17 protein-coding genes and 2 pseudogenes are annotated in these 20,915 nt (G+C 69.1%); 12 read left to right on the top strand and 7 right to left on the bottom strand.

Annotated elements, in window-relative coordinates; all coding sequences use genetic code 11:
- The first annotated feature begins 646 nt into the window (after window positions 1-646).
- The 5 genes and pseudogenes from AB0C66_RS14985 (at window position 647) to AB0C66_RS14965 (ending at window position 4,459) form a co-directional block, all read left to right on the top strand.
- Window positions 647-1,234, top strand: a complete 588-nt coding sequence (locus AB0C66_RS14985) for a hypothetical protein (protein WP_362437309.1) — start codon at window positions 647-649, stop codon at window positions 1,232-1,234.
- A 775-nt stretch (window positions 1,235-2,009) separates the two neighbouring features.
- The gene (locus AB0C66_RS14980; RefSeq protein ID WP_030895169.1) at window positions 2,010-2,378 is read left to right on the top strand and encodes a hypothetical protein; all 369 of its coding nucleotides are present in this window, start codon (window positions 2,010-2,012) and stop codon (window positions 2,376-2,378) included.
- A 394-nt stretch (window positions 2,379-2,772) separates the two neighbouring features.
- Window positions 2,773-3,140: pseudogene (locus AB0C66_RS14975) on the top strand (transposase); the annotation flags it as partial.
- Window positions 3,141-3,697: 557 nt separating this feature from the next.
- The gene (locus AB0C66_RS14970; RefSeq protein WP_362437401.1) at window positions 3,698-3,880 is read left to right on the top strand and encodes a hypothetical protein; all 183 of its coding nucleotides are present in this window, start codon (window positions 3,698-3,700) and stop codon (window positions 3,878-3,880) included.
- A gap of 45 nt (window positions 3,881-3,925) precedes the next feature.
- Window positions 3,926-4,459, top strand: coding sequence for a hypothetical protein (locus tag AB0C66_RS14965; RefSeq protein WP_362437307.1), 534 nt, complete (start codon window positions 3,926-3,928; stop codon window positions 4,457-4,459).
- Here the strand turns inward: AB0C66_RS14965 and AB0C66_RS14960 are convergent.
- Window positions 4,456-5,001 carry a hypothetical protein gene (locus tag AB0C66_RS14960; RefSeq protein ID WP_362437305.1) on the bottom strand — a complete coding sequence of 182 codons (546 nt, stop codon included), beginning with the start codon at window positions 4,999-5,001 and terminating at the stop codon, window positions 4,456-4,458. The genes AB0C66_RS14965 and AB0C66_RS14960 overlap by 4 nt on opposite strands.
- A gap of 337 nt (window positions 5,002-5,338) precedes the next feature.
- On the opposite strand from AB0C66_RS14960, the pseudogene AB0C66_RS14955 reads away from it, so the two are divergent.
- Window positions 5,339-5,780 (top strand): annotated as a pseudogene (locus AB0C66_RS14955) (ABC transporter permease); the annotation flags it as partial.
- A gap of 310 nt (window positions 5,781-6,090) precedes the next feature.
- Here AB0C66_RS14955 and AB0C66_RS14950 read toward each other — a convergent pair.
- The 6 genes from AB0C66_RS14950 to AB0C66_RS14925 all read right to left on the bottom strand — a co-directional run bounded on the left by AB0C66_RS14950 (window position 6,091) and on the right by AB0C66_RS14925 (window position 13,502).
- The gene (locus AB0C66_RS14950) at window positions 6,091-7,377 is read right to left on the bottom strand and encodes a hypothetical protein (protein WP_362437303.1); all 1,287 of its coding nucleotides are present in this window, start codon (window positions 7,375-7,377) and stop codon (window positions 6,091-6,093) included.
- Window positions 7,378-7,822: 445 nt separating this feature from the next.
- The gene (locus tag AB0C66_RS14945) at window positions 7,823-10,168 is read right to left on the bottom strand and encodes an FtsX-like permease family protein (protein WP_362437301.1); all 2,346 of its coding nucleotides are present in this window, start codon (window positions 10,166-10,168) and stop codon (window positions 7,823-7,825) included.
- The gene (locus AB0C66_RS14940) at window positions 10,165-10,857 is read right to left on the bottom strand and encodes an ABC transporter ATP-binding protein (RefSeq protein WP_362437299.1); all 693 of its coding nucleotides are present in this window, start codon (window positions 10,855-10,857) and stop codon (window positions 10,165-10,167) included. The genes AB0C66_RS14945 and AB0C66_RS14940 overlap by 4 nt, the downstream gene beginning before the upstream one ends.
- The gene (locus tag AB0C66_RS14935; RefSeq protein ID WP_362437297.1) at window positions 10,854-11,378 is read right to left on the bottom strand and encodes a PadR family transcriptional regulator; all 525 of its coding nucleotides are present in this window, start codon (window positions 11,376-11,378) and stop codon (window positions 10,854-10,856) included. Before AB0C66_RS14935 ends, AB0C66_RS14940 begins: the two co-directional genes overlap by 4 nt.
- A 187-nt stretch (window positions 11,379-11,565) precedes the next feature.
- A complete protein-coding gene (locus AB0C66_RS14930) occupies window positions 11,566-12,105 on the bottom strand; it encodes a MarR family transcriptional regulator (RefSeq protein ID WP_362437295.1) in 540 nt (179 codons plus the stop codon).
- Between the two features lie 50 nt (window positions 12,106-12,155).
- The gene (locus AB0C66_RS14925; RefSeq protein WP_362437293.1) at window positions 12,156-13,502 is read right to left on the bottom strand and encodes an MFS transporter; all 1,347 of its coding nucleotides are present in this window, start codon (window positions 13,500-13,502) and stop codon (window positions 12,156-12,158) included.
- Window positions 13,503-13,852: 350 nt separating this feature from the next.
- Between AB0C66_RS14925 and AB0C66_RS14920 the strand changes: the two genes are divergently transcribed.
- Genes AB0C66_RS14920 through hpaD form a run of 6 tightly spaced genes read left to right on the top strand, consistent with a single transcriptional unit; the run spans window position 13,853 to window position 20,715 of the window.
- Window positions 13,853-14,356 carry a flavin reductase family protein gene (locus AB0C66_RS14920; protein ID WP_362437291.1) on the top strand — a complete coding sequence of 168 codons (504 nt, stop codon included), beginning with the start codon at window positions 13,853-13,855 and terminating at the stop codon, window positions 14,354-14,356.
- Window positions 14,357-14,398: 42 nt separating this feature from the next.
- Window positions 14,399-15,850, top strand: a complete 1,452-nt coding sequence (hpaB, locus tag AB0C66_RS14915) for a 4-hydroxyphenylacetate 3-monooxygenase, oxygenase component (RefSeq protein ID WP_362437289.1) — start codon at window positions 14,399-14,401, stop codon at window positions 15,848-15,850.
- Window positions 15,850-17,283, top strand: a complete 1,434-nt coding sequence (locus tag AB0C66_RS14910) for a fumarylacetoacetate hydrolase family protein (protein ID WP_362437287.1) — start codon at window positions 15,850-15,852, stop codon at window positions 17,281-17,283. The genes hpaB and AB0C66_RS14910 overlap by 1 nt, the downstream gene beginning before the upstream one ends.
- A complete protein-coding gene (dapA, locus tag AB0C66_RS14905; RefSeq protein WP_362437285.1) occupies window positions 17,280-18,221 on the top strand; it encodes a 4-hydroxy-tetrahydrodipicolinate synthase in 942 nt (313 codons plus the stop codon). Before AB0C66_RS14910 ends, dapA begins: the two co-directional genes overlap by 4 nt.
- Window positions 18,218-19,705 carry a 5-carboxymethyl-2-hydroxymuconate semialdehyde dehydrogenase gene (gene hpaE, locus AB0C66_RS14900; protein WP_362437283.1) on the top strand — a complete coding sequence of 496 codons (1,488 nt, stop codon included), beginning with the start codon at window positions 18,218-18,220 and terminating at the stop codon, window positions 19,703-19,705. The genes dapA and hpaE overlap by 4 nt, the downstream gene beginning before the upstream one ends.
- Complete coding sequence (hpaD, locus tag AB0C66_RS14895; RefSeq protein ID WP_362437281.1) at window positions 19,702-20,715, top strand: 3,4-dihydroxyphenylacetate 2,3-dioxygenase; 1,014 nt, start codon at window positions 19,702-19,704, stop codon at window positions 20,713-20,715. The genes hpaE and hpaD overlap by 4 nt, the downstream gene beginning before the upstream one ends.
- Window positions 20,716-20,915 lie beyond the last annotated feature (200 nt).

Here is a 20,915-nt window from a genome sequence, read left to right as displayed (position 1 = left end):
CCGCGACACCGCACCCGGACCGCATGGACGTGGATCGCCGATCACCCGCAGCACCGTCCCGCTCTCCACGGACCAGATCGGCTGAGACATGGACCAGATCCCTTGAGACGGGACAGTTGCAGCTGGCTTGCGGCGCTGCGGAGTCGTGATCTGCTCTGGTCCGTCCGATTCGCTCGTCGGCTCGCCGCCGGCCGAGGGCGCCGCATCATCGCCCGCCGGTAGCGCACCGTGCTGGTGCCGCTCCGGCGCACGATCCGCTGCACTTACTGGCCCTCCTGGCCAGTCACTCCCAGGAAGCCACCAGCGACCCGGTGAACCTGTGCGCTCACGGCACCAGGTCTGAACACGTCCGCGCCGCCGTGGTAATGGGCGGGCAAGCGGGGCGAGGGTCTCCGCCGAACTCGGCTCAGAGCCCAAGGACGGTGTCCGGCGGGCCGTTGGCGTCGATGGCGACCGCAACTCTCACGGCCCTTCCACAACAGACAACTCACGCTCCTTGCGCGGCAACGCCTAAAATGCCGTCCACGATCGCGCAACGGCCGGGGAGAGGGGACTCGTGGTGCGGGAGTGCTGGTTCTGCCGGGAGGTCACACCGGCGTCATGGCACGATCGCGTTCTGGGGTTGCACAAGGATGCCGAAACCACCATGACCCCATGGATCGTTGTCCTGCGCACCACCTGGCGTCAGGAAATCGTGTCCGTGCCACGCTGTGCCCGCTGCCACACCGGACACCAGATAGAGCAGACCGCGGCGGTGCTCTCCATGGCCGCGTTGATCGCCTACGCCGCCAGCGGCCAGCTGGACCGGCTGCTCGGCATTCTGTCGGCTTCGGCCGCAGAGCGGACAGTCGCGGCGATCTGGGCGGCCGTCGCTTGCCTGCCGGGGCTCGTATGGATCGCGATCCGGCAGGGCTGGCTGTCGTGGCGGCGCCTGGCGCCCCGTCGTCTGGGCTACGCCCGCCACCACCCGGAGTATTTGCGGTTCCGGGAAGAGGACTGGAAGCCCAGGTCGGGCCCCCTCCCCTACTGGCGAAGCCCGCCGAACCCCCATCACCCTCCGCAGCCGGGCCGTTCCCGGCGGCTGACCGGGGGCTTCATCGAGCTGGTCGGAGCAGCCTGCGCCATCGCCATCCCCCTCAGCTACTTCCAGGGCTACGAAGAACTGGCCGGAGGTTTCATCGCGGCAACGGCAGGGCTGTTCTTCGTGGCCTCGAAGATCAAACCCGAGGAGTGATCGCCGTGATGGCCTCGCCCCCTCATCCGGCGAGGTGGGCTAGGGTCTGTTGGGAAAGTGCTGGTCACAGCCACTCGTCGAGGACTGCGATCAGTACGGTTGCCTCGTAGCGGATGGCAAGCTTGTCGTATCTGGTGGCCACGGCCCGGTGACGTGTGAGGCGGTTGATCCCGCACTCCACCGCGTGACGCTCGCGGTAGTCGGTCTTGTCGAACTTCGGCGGCCGACCGCCTCGGAACCCGAGTTCCGAGGCGGTCGCGGACGCGGTCCGCTAGGACCGGGATGGTCGCCTTGATGTCGCGTCTTCGCAGGTGAGCCCAGTTGCGACGGGAGTCGTACGCCTTGTCGGCCCGCACCCGGTCCGGGCGCGTATGCCGTCCATCAGCTGCCGCCGCGCCCACACCGGTGGACGGCCCGGCTTGATGTCCTGCGGCAACATCGGCTCGCGCCGGGCCCACTGCCGGCTCGTCAGAACGCCATGCCCCACGAGGCGTCATCATCTCCGACCAAGATCCGCTTCCGGAGCAGCCCCTGGGCCCCGGCGGGCAGCCGAAGGAGTCAGCCGCTCCCTGGGGTGCGGCAGGGGGCATCCGGGAGCGCAGGAGCGGAGCGGATGAGCTGGGCGTGCTTGCACTACCCCTCAACTGATGGTTTGGCCTGGGGAGTTGAGAAGGGACCCGAACGCGTCCCTAGCGTGGTTCGTGCCGTGGTCTGCGGGCTGCGGTGCGGCGTCGCTTCCCGCGGCACCGGAGCAGTGGCAGACAAGGGGCACTGAATGGCGAACTTCCAGACGGGCGAGATTCCCCCCGGCTTCGCGTTCACTGAGAGCGGCGGGCTCATCCACTACAAGTACGGCATCGTCCTGGCCGTCCCGGCGGCCAACCAGGCAGGCTGGTCGGGCGATATGTGGATCAGTTTCGGCTCCGCCTGGGGGGATGCAAAGATCAAGGTGAACTGGCACGACGGCTCCAACTGGAGCGCTGCCGTGGACTTGAACGTCACGCAGGCAGGCGGCCGGGTCCACAACGGCGCGAAGCTCCCGACGAGTACGCAGAAGATCGCCATCGGCCGCGTCAGGAAGAGCGCGAGCGACACCGAGGACGACATCCCGGTCAGCTGGCTGCTCCAAGTCGCCGAGGCGTGACCCAGGCAGTCCCTAATAGCTCCCGATGCCCGGCCCAGCAGGCCGGACCGGGCATCGGGGATGGTGGCCGTGGCCTTGCCGGCCGTGCTCTACCTGGCCGACTCGGCCTGTGGCGGGAGCCCGCGCGCCGCCGTCACCTGCGGGCGTCAGCCGGCGCGAGTCAGGCAGGCCACCTCGGCGATGGCATCTGGGCGTGATCATCCACCACCAAGATCCACTTCCGCGGCAGACCCCAGTACTCCAGTCGATTTTCGTGATCTTGCTGGTCGGGGCTGGTGCGGACATGGGTGCGGCAACCGTTGATCATCGTGAGTTTGTGTGGACTAACGAAGAGACGGTGGCCACAGGTCACAGCATCGTTCTCGCCCGTTGGCGGTATGCGTTCGCGGGCCTGATGAGCCGGATCGCGGGCCGTTTCGTGCGGGTCGAACTCCGGCGCCGGGCGGGGCGGTTCATGCTCGGGCTGCTGTCGGACCTGCCGCGCAAGAACTGCTTGACCATTGCCGAGTGGGCCGGAGAGGCGACTCCGGGCGGCATGCAGCACCTGCTGGGCCGGGCACGATGGGACGCCGACGCCGTCCGTGACGACGTCGGATCGAGAACTCCCAAGTCGCCGTTTACCTGATCTGCGCAGGTCAGTGTGGTCATGCCGCAGTGGACCGGGAACTCTACGTTCCGCGCTCCTGGACCTCCGCCCCCGACCGCTGCCGCGCAGCCGGCCCTGCCGAGGACACCGTCTTCGCCACCAAGCCGGAGTTGGCAGGACCAGGGGGACCCGCGACGATCGCTCCTCTGGTCGGCAAGCAGCGCGAGGCCGTACGGTTGGCGACCGCTTGCGGGAACCTGTGGGAGGGCGCGGTCCGCTCTTCCAACACCGTGCCCGGCATCATGGTGTGGCCGCGGTACATCCGCACCGGCTCGCCCGGTGCGCAGCTCATGGTCGGGAGGACCGGGAGGACGCTCAAGCGCAACGTCATCGGCCCGATCTTCGAGGTGGTCGGTGTTCGGCGGTGCAGTACAAGGTGGGTGCTGGTGAGGTCACCATGGCGAGCCGGGCCCGGCCGGTCCGGCCGGTCCGCAGGGCCTGTTGGTGAGGGCGGCTGGGACGGCGCCGACGGGCGTGAGGGGAAGGACGGCCAGACCTGCCCGCATGGCTACGCGCTCAGGCCGCCGCCGGGGGATCTGGATGCGCTGGTGTGTTGCCGTGACAGGGCTCCGGATCCTCAGAGGTCGTTTTCTCTCGTAGTTCATCCCGGAATCCGTGGTCAGAGGTTCTTTGCGGGGTTGCGCCATGTGGATCATGGATTCGGAGTGGCGGCGTGTTCGACGAAGTGCTGACCGAGCGGGAGGAGAAGAACAGCGTCGCCATCGCGTCCGACGAGTTCTTCGGCAAAGCGCACATGTTCCGGCGAACCTGTGCCAGGCGGCGCCGAAGCGGGGCAGGTTCCTGCTCGCGCGAGGCCCGTGTGATTCGGCGGGCCGCAGTGGGGCACCGACCGTGAATACTCGGTACCCGCAGAAGTCACGGACATGGGACTCTGTCCCTCATGAGTGAGCCCACCCCCTACGACCACGACCGAGCCGCCTACTCCCGCGAAGGGCTCGCCCGACTCGTACTCGCCGACAAGGCTACGGAGGTGGCTGACGGTGCCGCGGGGCTGGTGGGCACCCGCAACGATGCCGACACCGGATTCGGTGGTCGAGTGAGCCAAGCCTGGCAACTCGTCGACCTGGCCGAACGGACTCTGGAATCGGCTGTCATCTACGAAGTCGAACGTGGCAGCTCCTGGGCGCATATCGCGGCCTGCCTGGAGATCAGCGCCGAGGAGGCGGAACAGCGGTATACCCCCGCTGTCCAGGCGTGGAACAGAGCGTTCGAGGAGCCGTATCGACTGGATGAAACCGGTCGCAAGCGCATCCCGCAGCTGCCCACCGCGGCATACGACCCCAACTGGGCATGTACTCAGCTGGACCGGTGGGCCCACCTCCGGCACGTCGGAATCGACGACAGGCAGGCTGTCAGCGCCAGTCTCGTCATGGCCGAGGCTGCGGACGAGCAGGTCCCCGGCACCCGGACCTAGGGTGTCCGTTCGTGCTGATCCGGAAGTCGCCCTGGGTCGATGTGATCAGCAAGGTAGATGAGGGTGGCCTGAGGGTCCATGCCGAAGGCGGCGGCGACGAGCTTGGGATCCATGGTGTCCACCAGGTCGAACTCTGCCATGCGTTCCGGTGTCGGCGGCGGCGCCAAGGATGGAGAGTCGTCGCCGACATGCCGGGAGGCGTTGAACTCCTCGACCGGGCAGACCAGCCGGACGTCGAACGCGGCCTCGATCTCGGCCGCCTTGCGGGCCCGCAGAAACCGGTGGAACCCCTTGAAGATCTGCACATACTCGTGCCGGGTCGACGTCGCCCGGCCCTTCACCGCGAGGGTTCGCTCCAGCAGGCCGATGTCGTTGTCGATGGTCACCGGGCTGAACCCGCGGGCCCGCCACGAGGCGACGAACGCATCGACGCATGCGGTCCGGAACTGCCAGGGGCCCGTCACCAGCGGTTCTTGCAGGACGGCCCCACCCGCGATGACCCGCAGGCCACCGGCACACCTTCCTCGCACCTGAACGGTCAAGGCGGCACCTTGGAAACCGGAGTGCTACCGCGAGAACCAACGAGGACCTCAGCCTCTGCGCGGCCATCGTCGACCGCCTCACGTTCAACGGCACGATCATCGAGACCGGCACCGGCACCGGCTCCTGCCGACTCGCCAGCACCCGAGCCCGAGCCCGAGGCGCCCGCTCAGGCCAGTTCAATCATCGGGAACAGATCACGCTGACGAGAGTGAACGATGCGTAGAACGGCCCCCGGGAAAGGCCGGTAAACCAGCGATGGCCTCGGTTTCGATCGATGTGGCCGTCGTCGATGGCTTTCTGCATATTGCGGCCGAGACCCAGGGTGTGGTCTGCCCCGTGATGTTCGGCGTCGCCGTGCGCACCGCGGGCCGACGGCTGACCAGCAACCGCACCTGGTGGCCCTGACGGTAACGGTGCTCGCGGGCCGACGAGCCCTCGACGAACTGGAACTTCGCCGCGGCGAGGTCGAGGCGGCGATGGCTCTGGGTTTCCTCGACCGGGACGCGCGGATGGAGATCGCACGGCCGGTCGCGTCCGACGCGTTGCTGCCGGGGCTGGACCAGACACGGACGGTGGGGCTGGTGACGCTTCCCGGGCGTTCGTGGGCATGCTCCTGGGCGGGGCGAGTCCGCTTATGGCCGGGGCCGTTCAGCTGTTTGTGCTGATCGCCCTGATGGCGGTGCAGGCCGTTGCCGTTGCCGTGACCGTCGAACTCATCGCTCGGCACCGTCTGTTCCGTCCTGCGCCGCAGGCCGCCCTGATGTCCGCCGAGCGGTGACCCGGCTCCCGGGGTGATGGCCACACGCACGACAGGTATGCCCGACGCGCTGCGGTGCGGTCGGTGGTGTTCAGTGAGGATGCCGGAGCATCAAGATCTCTGCATCTTTCGCTGCACTCGAGCGAGCGAACAGGGCAAGCCAACGGAAAGTCTGGCAGGCGAGCAGGTAGATCAGCGGTATCACCATGACCGAACTGCCGCCTCAGAGCGGCTTGTCACCAGGTGAGGTCTGGTAGCTCCGAAGCAGCAGGTCAGTCCGGGTGACATAGTTTCCCGGCACCCACAGCGCCGCCGACCCCCCTCCCTGGGGTCAGCCGGTGCAGCCCGTGATGGGTGCGGGACTGCCGTTGCAGTTGGTGGGTTTGTTGCCCGCGACGACTGAGCCGCTCAGTGTGACGTTTGTGTTGGTGCTGGCGATGCCGCCGGGCGCGAGAGTGGAGGTGTTCCCGCTGATGGTGCTGCCGGTCGCGGTGAGCGTGCCACTCCCGTGGTTGTAGATGCCACCTGCGGAGCCGTTGGTCATGGTGTTCCCGTTGACGGTTGCCCTTTGCAGGATCAGGGTGCCGTCGTTGTAGATGCCACCGGAGTCGCTCAGTGCGTTGCCACTGGCGGCGTTGGCGTTGACGGTGGTGTTGGTCAGCGTCAGGGTCTGGTCGTTGTAGATGCCTCCGCCTTGGGCGATGCCCGTTGCGGTCAGATTGTTGCGGTTGACGGTGGAACCCGACACGGTCATGGACCCGTTGTTGTAGAAGGCTCCGGCGATCCCTGCTCCGGACGTATTCCTGGCTTCGTTGAGGGTGAAGGAGGTGCTCGTGATCCGCGTGGTTCCCGCTTCGAAGTCGCCTCCGCCGCCTTCGCCGCCGGTGGAGGTGTTGCGGAGGAAACTGCTTCCGCTGATCGTGACATCGGCCGCGTTGCTGCTCCAGCCGCTCTCGAAGCCCCCGCCGTAGAGCGCTTGGTTACCCGTCAGTGTTGCATTCGACATGGTGGTCGTCCCGTCGGAGTTGAACGCTCCGCCGGCCGTGTCCGCCTCGTTGTTGGTGTAGCTGTCACTGCTGGAGGTAGCGGTGCCTCCTGCGGAGACACTCGCGCCACCTCCGTTGCCGGTGGCGTTGTTGCCGGTGAAGGTGGTCCTGGTGGTGTTCAGGGTCCCACCATTGTCCACCAGGACCCCGCCGCCATCGCCGGTGGCCGAGCCCCCCTGGAGGGTCAGGCCGGTGAGCGACAGGGAGCCACCGCTGCCGACCTCGAAGATCCGGAACGCGGGGGCGGCCGAACTGCGCACGATCCTGGCATTGTTCCCGGTGATCGTTACCGACCCGGTGATGACCGCCAGACCGTTTCCGGGATTGTCGGCGGCCGTCAACGTGTACACGCATCCGGGTGACAGACTCAGTGACCCACCTGTGGTCGCGACTCCCGCCACCGCGGATACCAGCGCCGCGTCGTTGCACGGTACCGAGGCCGCGTACGCGGGCGCCGCGGCCGGTACCGCCACGAGGGCGGCACCTCCCAGTACCGCCACTCCCGTCATCGACACCCACCCCCTTCCACACCGCCGCCACGGTTTTCGAATCGGCCTTTCGCTCAGCGTCATTGGGGTCTCCTTGCGCGCGTGAGGGGTCCTCATTCCCGATGGGAGTGAGGCATTGAACCGGAACGGATGGGACGTGCATCCGTTCATGGTGGTGACCGACCGACTCACGACTGAGCCGGATCCCCTCAGTAAGGCCACAGCCCGAGCACATGTAAATGTCCGTGGCCAACGTTCACCCGAAGAGGCCATTCGTCATACTGTGAAATCCGCAAGAACCGTGGGACCACCGGATGCTTGAGAGATGGCTTCGATGAAGGTCCACCGGTGTGCGCGACGTCGATACCGGCACATTGTCACGCAGCACCGTGTCGGGGCGTACGTGCAGCCGTAGTCGTCGCAGGACGTGCAGGGGCAGCCGGTGCGGCGGCGCCCCTGACGGTGACCGTGCTGATGCCGAACGGGCTCCTCCTGGCAGGAGGAGCCCGTTCGGGGGATGCGTGAGGAGCTATTCCGTGCGCAGGCCATCCGGGCGCATCATCCGCAGCAGCGGCGGCAGACTGAGCAGTGTGACCACGCCGACCACGGCCGCGCCCACGCCGGTCATGGTCAGGACGCTCGCCCAGTCCATGGCCACCGGTGTGCTGGTCATCTTCAGCAGCAACGTGCCGAGGGTGATACCCACCGATGTGGCCAGTACGAGGCCGAGTCCGACCGGGAGGGCCGTCTGCCACAGCACCGACAGGCTCAGCGTGCGGCGCTGAGTGCCGAAGGCGACCAGCGCGGAGAGCAGCTTTCTGCGTTCGCGCAGCTGCTCCAGCTGGGAGACCAGCAGGCTCGCGCCGATCAGTGCCAGCACGAAGAAGGAGCCGACGAACAGGCCGGTGCGGATGGAGGTGTATTTGACGTCCTCCTGGGTCGCCGACCAGCTGTAGGCGCCTGCCAGGGGGTCGATCCGGGCGGCGACGTTGCGTATGTACTCGCGTGAGTCCGGCACCGACGGGTCCAGACGCAGGTAGACCCCGTCCGAGAACAACGCGGGCGCGGCCTTGGCAGGCAGGGCGGCGGGGGTGGCCAGCAGACTGTTGGCGTCTTGCAGGGAGTCCTTGCGCGCGTCCACCACCCGTACGTTCGCCGGAACGGTCCAGCGCGCCTCGGTACCGCGTTCGGTCTCGTCGTACGTCGGGTCGATGTAGAGCTGCCGACCGGGCTTCACCAAGGCGATTTCGTCGGCGTTGCTGGGGTCGGTGTAGTGGCTCCTCGTTCGCGTGACGAACACGTCGCCGTCCTTGCAGGAGGGAAGCCTGGCGAGTTCGCGCAGGGCGGCGCAGCTCCCCACGGTCAGGCTGTTGCCGTTCTCCGGGTCGCGACGCGCTTCCCCGTACTCCGCGGTGGCCAGGGCCACCGCGGTCCGTACTCCCTTGGTACCGGTGAATTCGCGTTCGACACCGGACAGAGGCTTGGGGTCGCTGAAGTCGACCTGCATCTGGACCCGGCCGGGGTCCTTGCCGGTGTCCTTGGTGTACTGGCTCTGCGTTCCCGTGAACAGCATCTGCAGGGCGATGGCTCCGGCCACCGCGACGGCGATGCCGTTGACCATGCGTGCGGCGGTTCCGCTGCTCAGCTGGAGCCGTCGTACCGCGAGCTGCCAGGACAGCGCGCCCTTGCCGAGGCGGACGACGACCGCCTCCACGACCCAGGGGAGCAGCGCGGTGATGCCGATCAGCAGCAGGAGCACGCCGCCGATGACGAGGTACTGGTTGAAGTCGCCGTTCTTGTGGCCCTTGCCGATCATCGGGTAGAGCATCGCGAGGCCGGCCAGCGGCGGCAGCAGCCGCCACCACAGCCGGCGGCGGCGCTGCTTGGCCGCGCGTACGACACCGAGCGGTTCCACCACCACGCCGCGCATCGCGAGCAGTGTGACGAGTACGGCGGCGACCGGGATCGCCACCGCGACCAGCGCGGCGAGCGCGGGGGAGGGGTCGAGGTAACTGGGCCAGACGCTCACGCCCAGCAACTCGCCGGAGCCAAGCGTCTGACGGCCGAGGAGGAAGAAGCCGGTGCCGACGACCAGGCCGAGCAGGGCTCCGGTGAGTGCTTCGCCCGCCGCGACCCGCCGGGTCATCTGGCTGTCCGAGCCGACCAGGCGCAGCGCGGCCAGCCGGCGGTCGCGGCGCTCACCGCCGAAGCGGACGGCGGCGGCGATGAACACGGCGACCGGGGTCAGCAGCACCACGAACACGACCAGGACCATGAGCAGCAGCACCGGGTCGGTCTTCTCGGGTTTCTCCTCCGGGTTGCCGTACTCGCTCAGCCGGTGCACCGGGGAGACTTCCGTGAGTTTCAGCCCCGAGGCGCCCGCGTAGTAGGCCAGTTCGTGGGAGCCGATGAGTCCGCTCTCGCCGATCGTGCCGGTGATCTTGTAGGGCAGCCGCTCCCGCAGCAGCTGGGCGCCGTCCGAGGCGAGCAGGTCCTTGAGCGCGGGAGAGACCACCATCTCGCCCTTGCCCGGGAAGCTGCCGACCCCCGGGGGCAACGGTGCCCGCTTGCCCTCGGGCTCGATGAGGCGGCCGCGGACGTCGTCGTCGTGCCAGGTGGTGTCGGTGGAGGCGATCAGGAAGGTGTTGTCGGCCTTCGGCAGGGCCTTCTCGGAGTACGAGTTGTCGTAGCGGGCGTCCTCCACCTTGTTGCGGGCGGCGAACACGTTGGGCAGGGCGGTGCACAGCAGGAGCAGTGCCACGCCGAGGCCGACGCCGACGGCGGTGAGCGTCATCCGGACCCAGCCCTCGCGTCCGCCGGTGACGGCGAAGCGGGCTCCCATGGCCAGGTCTCTGGCCCACTGGCGGGGGCTCATACGGCGCGCTCCATGTCGCGGGACTTGCCGTCGCGGACGACGATCTCGCGGTCGGCGTAGGCGGCCACGTGTGTCTCGTGGGTGACGAGGACGACGGCGGCGTCGGTCGCGCGGGCCGCTTCGGTCAGCAGCTCCATCACGCGTGTGCCGTTGGAGGAGTCCAGCGCGCCGGTGGGTTCGTCGGCGAACAGCAGGCGCGGTCCGGTGACCAGCGCGCGGGCCACGGCGACGCGCTGGCCCTGGCCGCCGGAGACCTCGCCGGGACGCTTGGCCTTGAGGTCGTCGATCTCCAGGCGCTCCATCCAGCCGAGCGCGGTCCGCACGGCGTCCTTGCGGGCGGAGCCGTTCAGCCGCAACGGCAGGGCGACGTTCTCCACACAGGTCAGCTCGGGCACCAGCTGACCGAACTGGAACACGAACCCGAACTCGGAGCGGCGCAGCGCGCTGCGCTGGGCATCGCTCATCTTCGTCAGTTCACGCCCGTTGTAGGTGATCGACCCGGAGTCGGGCGGCACGATCCCCGCGAGGCAGTGCAACAGCGTGGACTTGCCGGACCCGGAGGGGCCCATGATGGCGACGACCTCGCCGGGGTGTATGGAGAACTCGGCACCGTCCAGCGCGTGGGTCGGGCCGTACGCCTTGCGCAGGTCGTGCGCGGTGAGCAGGGGTTCGGGGGGCGAAGTGGTCATCGGGTCATAGCCTCACGGAGTTTGTCGAGCCGGGCGGCGGTCAGTTCCAACCAGCGCAGGTCGGCTTCCAGGTGGAACAGGGCGTGGTCGCAGATCAGCTGGTCGGCCAGGTCGCCCTTGCGCTTGCGGTCGGTGAGGATCCGCATGGTGCGCAGATGCTCGGAGCGCTGGGTGTCCAGGATTTCGGTGGCGTCGCGCCGGGTGAGCAGGGCGAGGACGACCTTGGTGTAGAGGGTCGACTGGAGGTATTCCTCCGGCTTCTGCGGTGTCGCCAGCCACCGCTGTACGTCGGTGATGCCGGCGTCGGTGATCGCGTAGCGCTTGCGCTCGGGACCGCTGCCCGCCTCGATCCCGTCGACCTCGACGAGACCGTTCTTCAGCAGCCGGGACATCGTCGAGTAGACCTGGCCGTAGTGCAGCGGCCGGTCGTGACCGAACCTCTCGTCGAAGGCCCGCTTGAGGTCGTAGCCGTGGCGCGGGCCGGCCTCCAGAAGCCCTAAAAGGGCGTGACCGATGGACATGACCCGTACTATACACGGCATGTATACGCGCCATGTATACGCGGTGTGCATACTCCGGGAGTGCAGGTCGTGGGCGGGCCGCGGCTGACCCACGGGCCGCATGGCTCGACCGCCCTCATGAAAAAGTGTGCCAAGCCGTCATGGGCTGACAGCGGAGATCGCGTGGTACGCGGCCGCGAGGCGCGGTTCAGGCGCGATGGCGCGCGTCGAAGTGCACGGAGTGCGCGGTGAGCTTCTCCAGCAGGGCGACCAGCGTGGCCTGTTCGTCCGCGCTCAGTGAACCCGCCCATTCCTTCTCGCGGGCGTTGTGCTCACGGAAGGCCGCGGTGATGGCGTCCCTGCCCTGGTCGGTCAGGCCGAGATGGACGGCGCGTCTGTCGTGCGGGGCCCGCTCCTTGGTGAGGAGGCCGTCCCGCTCCAGGGTGGCGACCAGTGCGGAGACGGCGGCGCGGCTCATACCGGACAGCTCGGCGACCTTCTTGGCCTCGACCGGGCCCGTGAGCCAGACGACGAACAGCACCCGGAAGCCGGGCCAGGACCAGCCGCGCGGCCGGTGAACGGTGGATTCCAGGTCGTAGACCAGCATGTTCGCGGCACGGTGGAGGCTGAGCACCAGGCGCATGGCGAGCGGGTCCACGTCCGGCAGTTCCCGGGTGGTGCGCGAGAGGGCATGGTCGATGAACGACCAGAAGTGCAGTTGCTCGTTGTCCGGCTGTTCCTGGGGCACATCCGGAGTGTAGGCCGGATGCGCCCCCGGGCGGGTCGACCACCTCGTGGTCACACGCTCCTCTCGGCGACGGGTCGCCGTTCGCTTCGCGGGGGTGCGTCCGCGGCGGTGGGCCGTCGTGTGAGCAGCAGCAGACAGCCGAGGCTGAACGCCGTGACGCACACGAGGTAGAGCGTGATCGGCCAGGTGGTGTGATCGATGTCGTAGAGGGCGGTGGCGACGGTGGGGGCGACGCCGCCGCCGAGGATCGCGCCGAGCTGGTAGCCGAGCGAGCTGCCGCTGTAGCGGAGCCTGGGCGGGAAGAGTTCGGAGAAGAGGGCCGCCTGCGGTCCGTAGGTGAAGCCGAGTACGACCGCCATGACGACCAGCGCGAGCAGTACGAGCGGTGTGGACGCCGTGTCGACGAGCGGGAAGAAGACGGCGGACCAGGCCACCAGTCCCACCGCACCCGCGACGAAGACCCTGCGGCGGCCGAGCCGGTCGGACAGTGCCGCGGACCACGCGGTGGTGCCGAGCCAGACCGCTGCGGCGATCAGGATGAGGACGAGCATGGTGTCCCGGCTGAAGCCGAGCGCCTGGGTGCCGTAGGCGAGGGTGTAGGCCATGAAGACGTAGCCGACCGCGTTGTTGCCGATGAAGGTACCGCCGGCCAGGACGACGTTCTTCCAGTGGTGGCGCAGGACTTCGAGGACGGGCAGCCGAGCGGGGCGGTCGGCGGGGCCGCTCTCCCGTAGGGCCTCGAACTCCGGACTCTCCTCGACCTTGGCCCGGATCACCAGTCCGACCGCGACCAGTACGCCGCTCGCGAGGAACGGGATGCGCCAGCCCCAGTCGGCGAAGGCGGCGGTGCCGAGTCCGTGGGAGGTCGCGAGGAAGACGAGGTTGGCGAGGATGAGACCGCCCGGGACGCCCATCTGCGGGAAGCTGCCGTAGAAGCCGCGTTTGCCCGGTGGGGCGTGCTCGACGGCCATGAGGACGGCGCCGCTCCACTCGCCGCCGACGCCGAGTCCCTGGACGAAGCGGAGCAGGACGAGCAGGACGGGCGCCCAGATGCCGACCGCGTCGTAGGTGGGCAGCAGGCCGATGCAGGCGGTGGCCAGGCCCATCACGGTGAGGGAGAGCACCAGCATCGCCTTGCGGCCGATCCGGTCGCCGAAGTGTCCCATCACGATGCCGCCGACGGGACGGGCGGCGAAGCCGACCGAGTAGGTCGCGAAGGAGGCGAGTGTGCCGGCCGTCGGCGAGAACTGCGGGAAGAACTGCGGGCCGAAGACCAGGGCGGCGGCCGTGCCGTAGATGAAGTAGTCGTACCACTCGACCGCCGTACCGACGAAGCTGGCGGTGGCGACGCGGCGCAGACCGCGCGGCGCGTCGGGGCGTGGGGAAGTGCGGGGCAAGGGGGGCTCCCGGGGGACGTGCGCATCGGCGCGGGGAGGGGGAGGCCGGCCCGTCCGCCCACGGTCCGGAGGACGCGGTCCGGACCCGGAAGTGGTCACGCGGCGCCGCGTGCGGCACAAGGTATGTGGCGGGCGCCGCCCCGGCAAGGTCGGGGACGGGTAGCGAGAAAATTCGTCGACAGGGCTTCCCAAGCTCCTCCCTCGGGAGTACGGTCCCAAACTAATCAAAGCTTTGATTACATGCTTTGATCCACATATCCCCTGATTCGCCCTGTTCATGGGGCGGCCATCGGACTCCCGGCCGGGCATCCCGCCCGATGCCCGGCCGGGCCCCGACAAGGGAGTCATCCATGCCCGAAGCCCTCGCTCCCCCCAGCCCCGGCGCCCTGCGCGCCTGCATGTCCCGCTTCGCCACCGGCGTGACCGTCGTGACCTACGAAGGAGACGGCGGCCCGCGCGGGGCCACCATGAACTCCTTCACCTCCGTCTCGGCCGACCCCGCACTGGTGCTCATCAGCGTCGCCCGGCGTGCGCGCTGCCACGACCAGCTGCTCGACCGGCCGTTCTGCGTGAACGTCCTCGGTGCCGAACAGGAGCCGCTGGCCCGGCAGTTCGCCGGAGTGCCGGGCGCCGCCGAACCGCGGTGGGCGGCGGGCGCACGCGTCCCACGGCTCGCGCACCCCCTCGCCTGGGTCGAATGCGACCCGTGGCGTTCGTACGACGGCGGCGACCACACCCTCGTCCTGGGCCAGGTCACCGGCCTCGCCCACCGCGACGGCGACGCCCTCACCTACGCCTGGAGCCGCTTCGGCACGGCGGCCGAGGCCACCGACGGCATAGAACACCTCATCTGACCTGCCCCTCCCCGGTCCGCACCACATCTCAGGAGCCCGAACATGGCCGCACGCACCGGCAAGGAATACCTGGAGCGGCTCTCCGCCTCCCGGCCCACGATCCACATCCAGGGCCGGACCGTCACCGGAGGCGTCCAGGACCACCCTGCCTTCCGCAACGTGGTGCGCACCTACGCGGAGTTGTACGACCTCCAGCACTCCGCCGAGCACAAGGACGTCCTCACCTACACGTCCCCCACGTCCGGCGAGCCGGTCGGCTCGTCGTTCCTCACCCCGAAGACCCCGGACGACCTGGTCAAGCGGCGAAGGGCCTTCAAGGTATGGGCCGACCACAGCAACGGCATGCTCGGCCGCACCGGCGACTACATGAACAGCTCGCTCATGGCACTCGCGTCGGCGGCCGACTGGTTCGCGCAGGCCGACCCGGACTTCGGCGAGAACATCCGCCGCTACTACGAGAAGGTCCGTGAAGAGGACCTCCTGTGCACGCACACGCTGATTCCCCCGCAGGTCAACCGGGCTGTCGCCGGCACCCAGCAGGCGGGCGGGAAACTGGCGGCGCGGATCGTGAAGGAGGACGACAACGGGGTCGTCATCCGGGGTGCCCGGATGCTCGCCACCATCGCGCCCTTCGCCGACGAGATGCTGGTCTTCCCGTCGACCGTGCTGCGCGGCACCCCCGAGGACAAGCCGTACTCGTACGCCTTCGCCGTCCCCAACGACGCCCCCGGTCTGCGCTATATCGCCCGCGAGCCCCTCGACTACGACCGCCCGCGCCATGACCACCCTCTGGCCTCCCGCTTCGAGGAGTCCGACTGTGTGGTCGTCTTCGACGACGTGCACGTGCCCTACGAGCGCTGCTTCGCCCTCGGCGACGCCGAACTGTGCAACGGCTTCTACTCGCAGACGTCGTCCGTGGTGCATATGACCCACCAGGTCGTCACCCGCACCACCGCCAAGACCGAGTACGTCCTGGGCTTGGTGTCGCTGCTGACCGAGGCCATCGGCATCGAGCAGTTCCAGCACGTCCAGGAGGACATCGCCGAGATCATCGCCACCCTGGAGATGCTCCGCGCCTTCCTGCGCGCCGCCGAGGCCGACGCCGAGGTCAACGAGTACGGCGTGCTCACCCCGGCCTTCGCCCCGCTGAACGCCGCCCGCAACCTGTATCCCAAGCTCTACCAGCGTTTCCCGCAGATCCTCCGCAAGCTCGGCGCCTCCGGTCTGATGGCCACCCCGACCGAGCTGGACATCACGGGTCCGGCGGCCGAGGACATCGCGGCCTACCTCCAGTCCGCGACCCTGACCGGTCCCGAGCGCGTCAAGCTGTTCCGCCTGGTGTGGGATACCTGTATCTCCGCCTTCTCCAGCCGTCAGGCGCTCTACGAGTACTACTTCTTCGGGGACCCGGTCCGGATGGCGGGCGCGTATGTGAAGTCGTACGACCGCGAGCCGTACAAGGCCAAGGTGCAGGCGTTCCTGGAGCGTTCCTGATGACGCACCCGCTCGGAAACACACCGACGAAGATCGTCGCGGTTCATCTGAACTACCCCAGCCGGGCGAAGGAGCGCGTCCGCGTACCCGCCCAGCCGTCCTATTTCCTCAAGCCGCCGTCGTCGCTGGCGGGGACGCAGGATGCCATCGAGCGGCCGACCGGCTGTGACCTCCTCGGATTCGAGGGCGAGATCGCACTCGTCATCGGATCGCGGGCGCGGCATGTGACGCCGGACGACGGCTGGTCGCATGTGCGCTGGGTGACGGCCGCCAACGACGCGGGCGTGTACGACCTGCGCTACGCCGACCGCGGCTCCAATCTTCGCTCCAAGGGCGCCGACGGGTTCACACCGCTGGGACCACGTCTGCTGGACGCTCGCCAACTCGACCCGGCCGCACTGCGGTTGCGCACCTGGGTCAACGGCGAGCTCGTACAGGAGGACACCACCGACACGCTCCTGTTCCCCTTCGGGCAGCTGGTCGCCGACCTGTCGCGGCTGATGACACTGGAGCCGGGGGACGTGGTCCTCACCGGCACTCCGGCGGGCGCGTCGGTCGTCCGTCCCGGTGACGTCGTCGAGGTCGAGGTCAGTGGCGACGGACTGTCCACGGGGCGGCTGCGCAATCCGATCGCCCACGGCCCGGCGCTGGAGCCGTACGGGGCCATGCCCAGGGCCGACCCGGCCGAACGGGAGGCCGCCCACGGATCGGCGTACGAGCCGGAGCCGGTGCTCGACGTCCGGCTCGCCGACGGGCTGCGATCGGTCGCCGTGGCCACGCTCAGCGCCCAACTGCGCTCACGAGGGCTGCCGCACATGTCGATCGACGGTGTACGTCCGGTGGGGCCCGACGGCGGGACGATGGTGGGCGTCGCCCACACGCTCCGGTATCTGCCGCTGCGGGAGGACCTGTTCAAGAAGTACGGCTCCGGTATGAACGCCCAGAAGCGGGCAATCGAGGAAGTGCGCCCCGGCCATGTCCTGGTGATGGACGCGCGGCGCGACCCGACCGCGGGCACCATCGGCGACATCCTCGCGCTGCGCGCGCGGCGACGGGGAGCGGCCGGGGTGGTCACCGACGGAGCGCTCCGCGACAGCGCGGCCATCGCCGGGCTGGGACTGCCCGTCTACGCGGCGGGCAGTCACCCATCGGTCCTCGGGCGCCGGCACGTCCCGTGGGACACCGGGGTGCCGATCGCCTGCGGCGGGGCCCTGGTCCAGCCCGGGGATCTTGTCGTCGGTGACGCGGACGGTGTGATCGTCGTCCCGCCCGACCTCGCCGACGAGCTGATCGCCGACTGCCGGGAGCAGGAGCGGCAGGAGCGCTTCATCACCGAGCAGGTGGCCGCGGGCGCGAGCGTCGACGGCCTCTATCCGCTGGGCCCGGCCTGGCGGGACGCCTACGAGAACTGGCGCAAGGGAGAGACACAGTGAAGTTCCGCAGCGACCCGTCCGCCATTCGCGGGTCCATCGCCCCGGTCGTCACACCGTTCACCGCGGACGGGGCCGTCGACCACGACAGCCTGCGCGGCCTGATCCGCTTCCAGTTGGAGGCCGGTTCACACGGCATCTCGCTCGGCGGGTCGACCGGTGAGCCGAGCGCGCAGAGCGTCACCGAGCGGATCGCCGGGATGCGCACGGCGGTGGAGGAGATCGGCGACCGGGTGCCGTTCCTGCCCGGCACCGGCTCCCACAAGCTCGACGAGACCCTCGAAATCACCGCGGCCGCCCGGGAGTTGGGTGCGGACGCGGCGCTGGTCATCACGCCCTACTACGCACGGCCCACGCAGGAGGCGCTGTACCGGTGGTACGCGACGGTGGCCCGGGAGTTCCCGGACCTGCCGATCGTCGCCTACAACGTGCCCTCCCGCACCGCCGTGGACATCGCGCCGGAGACGGTCAAGCGGCTGTTCACCGACTTCGAGAACTTCGTCGGGGTGAAGGAGACGACAAAGGACTTCGAGCACTTCTCCCGTGTGCTGCACGCCTGCGGCCGCTCTCTGCTGGTGTGGTCGGGGATCGAGCTGCTGTGCCTGCCGCTGCTGGCGCTGGGCGGTGCGGGCTTCGTCTCGGCCGTGGCCAACCTCGCGCCGGGCGCGGTGGCGCGGATGTACGAGCTGTGGGAGGCGGGGGACCCCGACAGCATGGACCAGGCCCGCGAACTGCACTACCGGCTGCATCCGCTGGTCGACCTGCTGTTCGTCGAGACCAATCCCGCGCCCGCCAAGTGGGTGCTCGCCAGGCAGGGCCGTATCGCCTCGGCATTCGTCCGGCCGCCGCTCGTCTCCCCCACCGAGACCGGCCTGGCGAAGATCCGCGCGCTGCTCGCCGAGGGCGGCGACCTCACCGAACAGATCGGAGCCGACACATGAGCACCACTCCTGAGGGCCTGCCTTCGGTCATCCGGCACTGGATCGGTGGCGAACTCGTGGACGCCGCCGACGGCCGCACTTTCGACGTCTCCGACCCGGTCTCCAACAGCACGTACACCCGGGCCGCGCGTGGCGCGGCGGCCGATATCGACCGTGCGGTGAGCGCGGCCGGTGCCGCCTTTCCCGGCTGGGCCGGGCTGTCCAACCGGGCGCGCGCCCACACCCTGAACCGTGTCGCCGACGCCGTCGAGGCCCGCCACGACCGACTCGCCGCCTTCGAGACGCACGACACCGGGCTGCCCCTCACCCAGGCACGCGGCCAGGCCCGGCGTGCCGCGGAGAACTTCCGCTACTTCGCGGACGTCATCGTCGCCCTCGGCGAGGAGGCATTCCGGCAGGGCGAGGAGCAGTTCTCCTATGTCGTGCGCCGGCCGGTCGGCGTCGCCGGTCTCATCACTCCCTGGAACACCCCGTTCATGCTGGAGAGTTGGAAGCTTGCGCCCGCGCTGGCCGCCGGCTGCACGCTCGTGCTCAAGCCCGCCGAGTGGACCCCGCTGTCGGCGTCCCTGTGGCCGGAGATCTTCGCCGAGGCCGGTGTCCCGGCCGGCGTGGTGAACATCGTGCACGGCGTCGGCGAGGAGGCCGGTCAGGCCCTCGTCGATCATCCGGACGTACCGCTGATCTCCTTCACGGGCTCCACGGACACCGGCCGCCACATCATCCGCTCCTCCGCCCGGCATCTGAAGACCACCTCGATGGAGCTGGGCGGCAAGTCCCCGGTCGTGGTCTTCGCCGACGCCGACCTCGAAGCCGCCCTGGACTCGGTCGTGTTCGGCGTGTTCTCCCTCAACGGCGAGCGCTGCACGGCCGGTTCACGCGTCCTCGTGGAACGTCCGCTGTACGAGGAGTTCACCCGCGGGCTGGCCGAGCGAGCCGCCCACGTCCGCGTCGGTCTCCCCTCCGATCCGGCCACGGAGGTCGGCGCGCTGGTCCACCCCGAGCACTACGCACGCGTCCTGAACTATGTCGAGATCGGCAAGAAGGAGGCGCGCCTGGTCGCCGGGGGCACCAGGCCCGCCCATCTGGCGGACGGCAACTACCTCCAGCCGACCGTCTTCGCCGACGTCGAGCGCGATGCCCGGATCTTCCAGGAGGAGATCTTCGGTCCCGTGGTCGCCGTCGCGCCCTTCGACGACGAGGCGGAGGCGATCGAGCTGGCCAACGCCACCCAGTTCGGGCTGGCCGCCTACATCTGGACCTCGGACATCAAGCGCGGCCATCGCATCGCGTACGCCGTCGAGTCCGGCATGGTCTGGATCAACTCCCACAACGTCCGCGACCTGCGCACGCCCTTCGGCGGTGTCAAGGCCTCCGGCGTAGGACGCGAGGGCGGCGCGCACTCCATCGACTTCTACACCGAATCGAAGATCGTCCACGTCGCCCTGGGCGACGTCCACACCCCCCGCTTCGGAGTCACCCCATGACCACACACCCCCACCCCGACGCCCCCGACGTCATCCGGTCCGCCTACGCCCAGCTCGCCGTCACCGACCTCGCGGCCGCCCGCTGGTTCTGGGTCGACATGCTCGGCTTCTACGTCCAATACGAGGACCGGGAGTCCCTGTACCTGCGCGGCACCGACGAACTCACCCACCACTCCCTGGTGCTCCGCGAGGGCGACATCGCTGCCCTCGACCACATCGCCTACCGCGTCCGCACCCCCGAGGACGTCGACAAGGCGGAGAAGTTCTTCCGCCGACTCGGCCGCCCGGTCAGGCGGTTGAGGAAGGGCGAAGGCACGCGGGCCGTCGGCGACGCCGTCCGCGTCGTGGACCCGCTCGGCTTTCCCGTGGAGTTCTTCCACGAGATCGACCGCGGCGAGCGCCTCATCCAGCGCTACGACATCCGGCACGGCGCCGAGATCGCCCGGCTGGACCACTTCAACATCTGCACCCCCGACATCCCCGCCGCCTACGCCCACTACGAGTCCCTCGGCTTCGGCTGCTCGGAGACCATCGAAGGCGACGAGCACGAGCTGTACGCCGCCTGGATGTACCGAAAGCAGACCGTCCACGATGTCGCGTTCACGGGCGGCGCCGGCCCTCGCCTGCACCACCTCGGCGTGGCCACGCATGAATCCCACCAGGTGCTGCGGGCCGCTGACATCTTCGGCTCCCTGCGCAAGGAACACCACATCGAACGCGGCCCCGGGCGCCACGGCGTCTCCAACGCCTTCTACCTCTACCTGCGCGACCCCGACGGCCACCGCGTCGAGATCTACACCTCCGACTATTACACCGGCGACCCGGACCACGAGACCTACCGCTGGAACGTCCACGACGACCGCCGCCGCGACTTCTGGGGCAACGCCGTCATCGAGTCCTGGTACAAGGAGGCCACTCCGGTCCTCGACCTCGACGGGCGCCCGCAGCCCGTCTCCGACGCCCTGCTCGACGAATCGACGGTGCAGGTGGGCGCCGACGGACTCGGCTGAGTCGCCCCCGGGGCCCCGAGCCATGGGGCCCCGATCCGCAGACGACTTCGGCGCGGTTGTCATGACCGCCGCCACGCGGTCGCCGGATGCCGATCCCACGGGTCTCACGGGCCGGGGCCACTCCGGACACGCGCGTCCTTCCCGCATGGCCATGACTCCTTTCGCCCTGGGGTGCCTGAAGTGGGGGCGGCTACAAGTCG

The sequence above is a fragment of the Streptomyces sp. NPDC048636 genome (genome assembly GCF_040650655.1).
Taxonomy (GTDB): Bacteria; Actinomycetota; Actinomycetes; order Streptomycetales; family Streptomycetaceae; genus Streptomyces.
The sequence above is the reverse complement of the archived record's forward strand: the minus strand, read 5'-3'. Positions and strand labels throughout refer to the sequence as shown.

Excerpts from the sequence above, each read along its gene's own strand:
- AB0C66_RS14945 (WP_362437301.1), bottom strand. The coding sequence starts at position 10,168 with ATGAGCCCCCGCCAGTGGGCCAGAGACCTGGCCATGGGAGCCCGCTTC.
- AB0C66_RS14940 (WP_362437299.1), bottom strand. The coding sequence starts at position 10,857 with ATGACCACTTCGCCCCCCGAACCCCTGCTCACCGCGCACGACCTGCGC.
- AB0C66_RS14935 (WP_362437297.1), bottom strand. The coding sequence starts at position 11,378 with ATGTCCATCGGTCACGCCCTTTTAGGGCTTCTGGAGGCCGGCCCGCGC.
- hpaD (WP_362437281.1), top strand. The coding sequence starts at position 19,702 with ATGACCACACACCCCCACCCCGACGCCCCCGACGTCATCCGGTCCGCC.
- AB0C66_RS14980 (WP_030895169.1), top strand. The coding sequence starts at position 2,010 with ATGGCGAACTTCCAGACGGGCGAGATTCCCCCCGGCTTCGCGTTCACT.
- hpaE (WP_362437283.1), top strand. The coding sequence starts at position 18,218 with ATGAGCACCACTCCTGAGGGCCTGCCTTCGGTCATCCGGCACTGGATC.
- AB0C66_RS14920 (WP_362437291.1), top strand. The coding sequence starts at position 13,853 with ATGCCCGAAGCCCTCGCTCCCCCCAGCCCCGGCGCCCTGCGCGCCTGC.
- AB0C66_RS14965 (WP_362437307.1), top strand. The coding sequence starts at position 3,926 with ATGAGTGAGCCCACCCCCTACGACCACGACCGAGCCGCCTACTCCCGC.
- AB0C66_RS14950 (WP_362437303.1), bottom strand. The coding sequence starts at position 7,377 with ATGACGCTGAGCGAAAGGCCGATTCGAAAACCGTGGCGGCGGTGTGGA.
- AB0C66_RS14985 (WP_362437309.1), top strand. The coding sequence starts at position 647 with ATGACCCCATGGATCGTTGTCCTGCGCACCACCTGGCGTCAGGAAATC.
- hpaB (WP_362437289.1), top strand. The coding sequence starts at position 14,399 with ATGGCCGCACGCACCGGCAAGGAATACCTGGAGCGGCTCTCCGCCTCC.
- AB0C66_RS14910 (WP_362437287.1), top strand. The coding sequence starts at position 15,850 with ATGACGCACCCGCTCGGAAACACACCGACGAAGATCGTCGCGGTTCAT.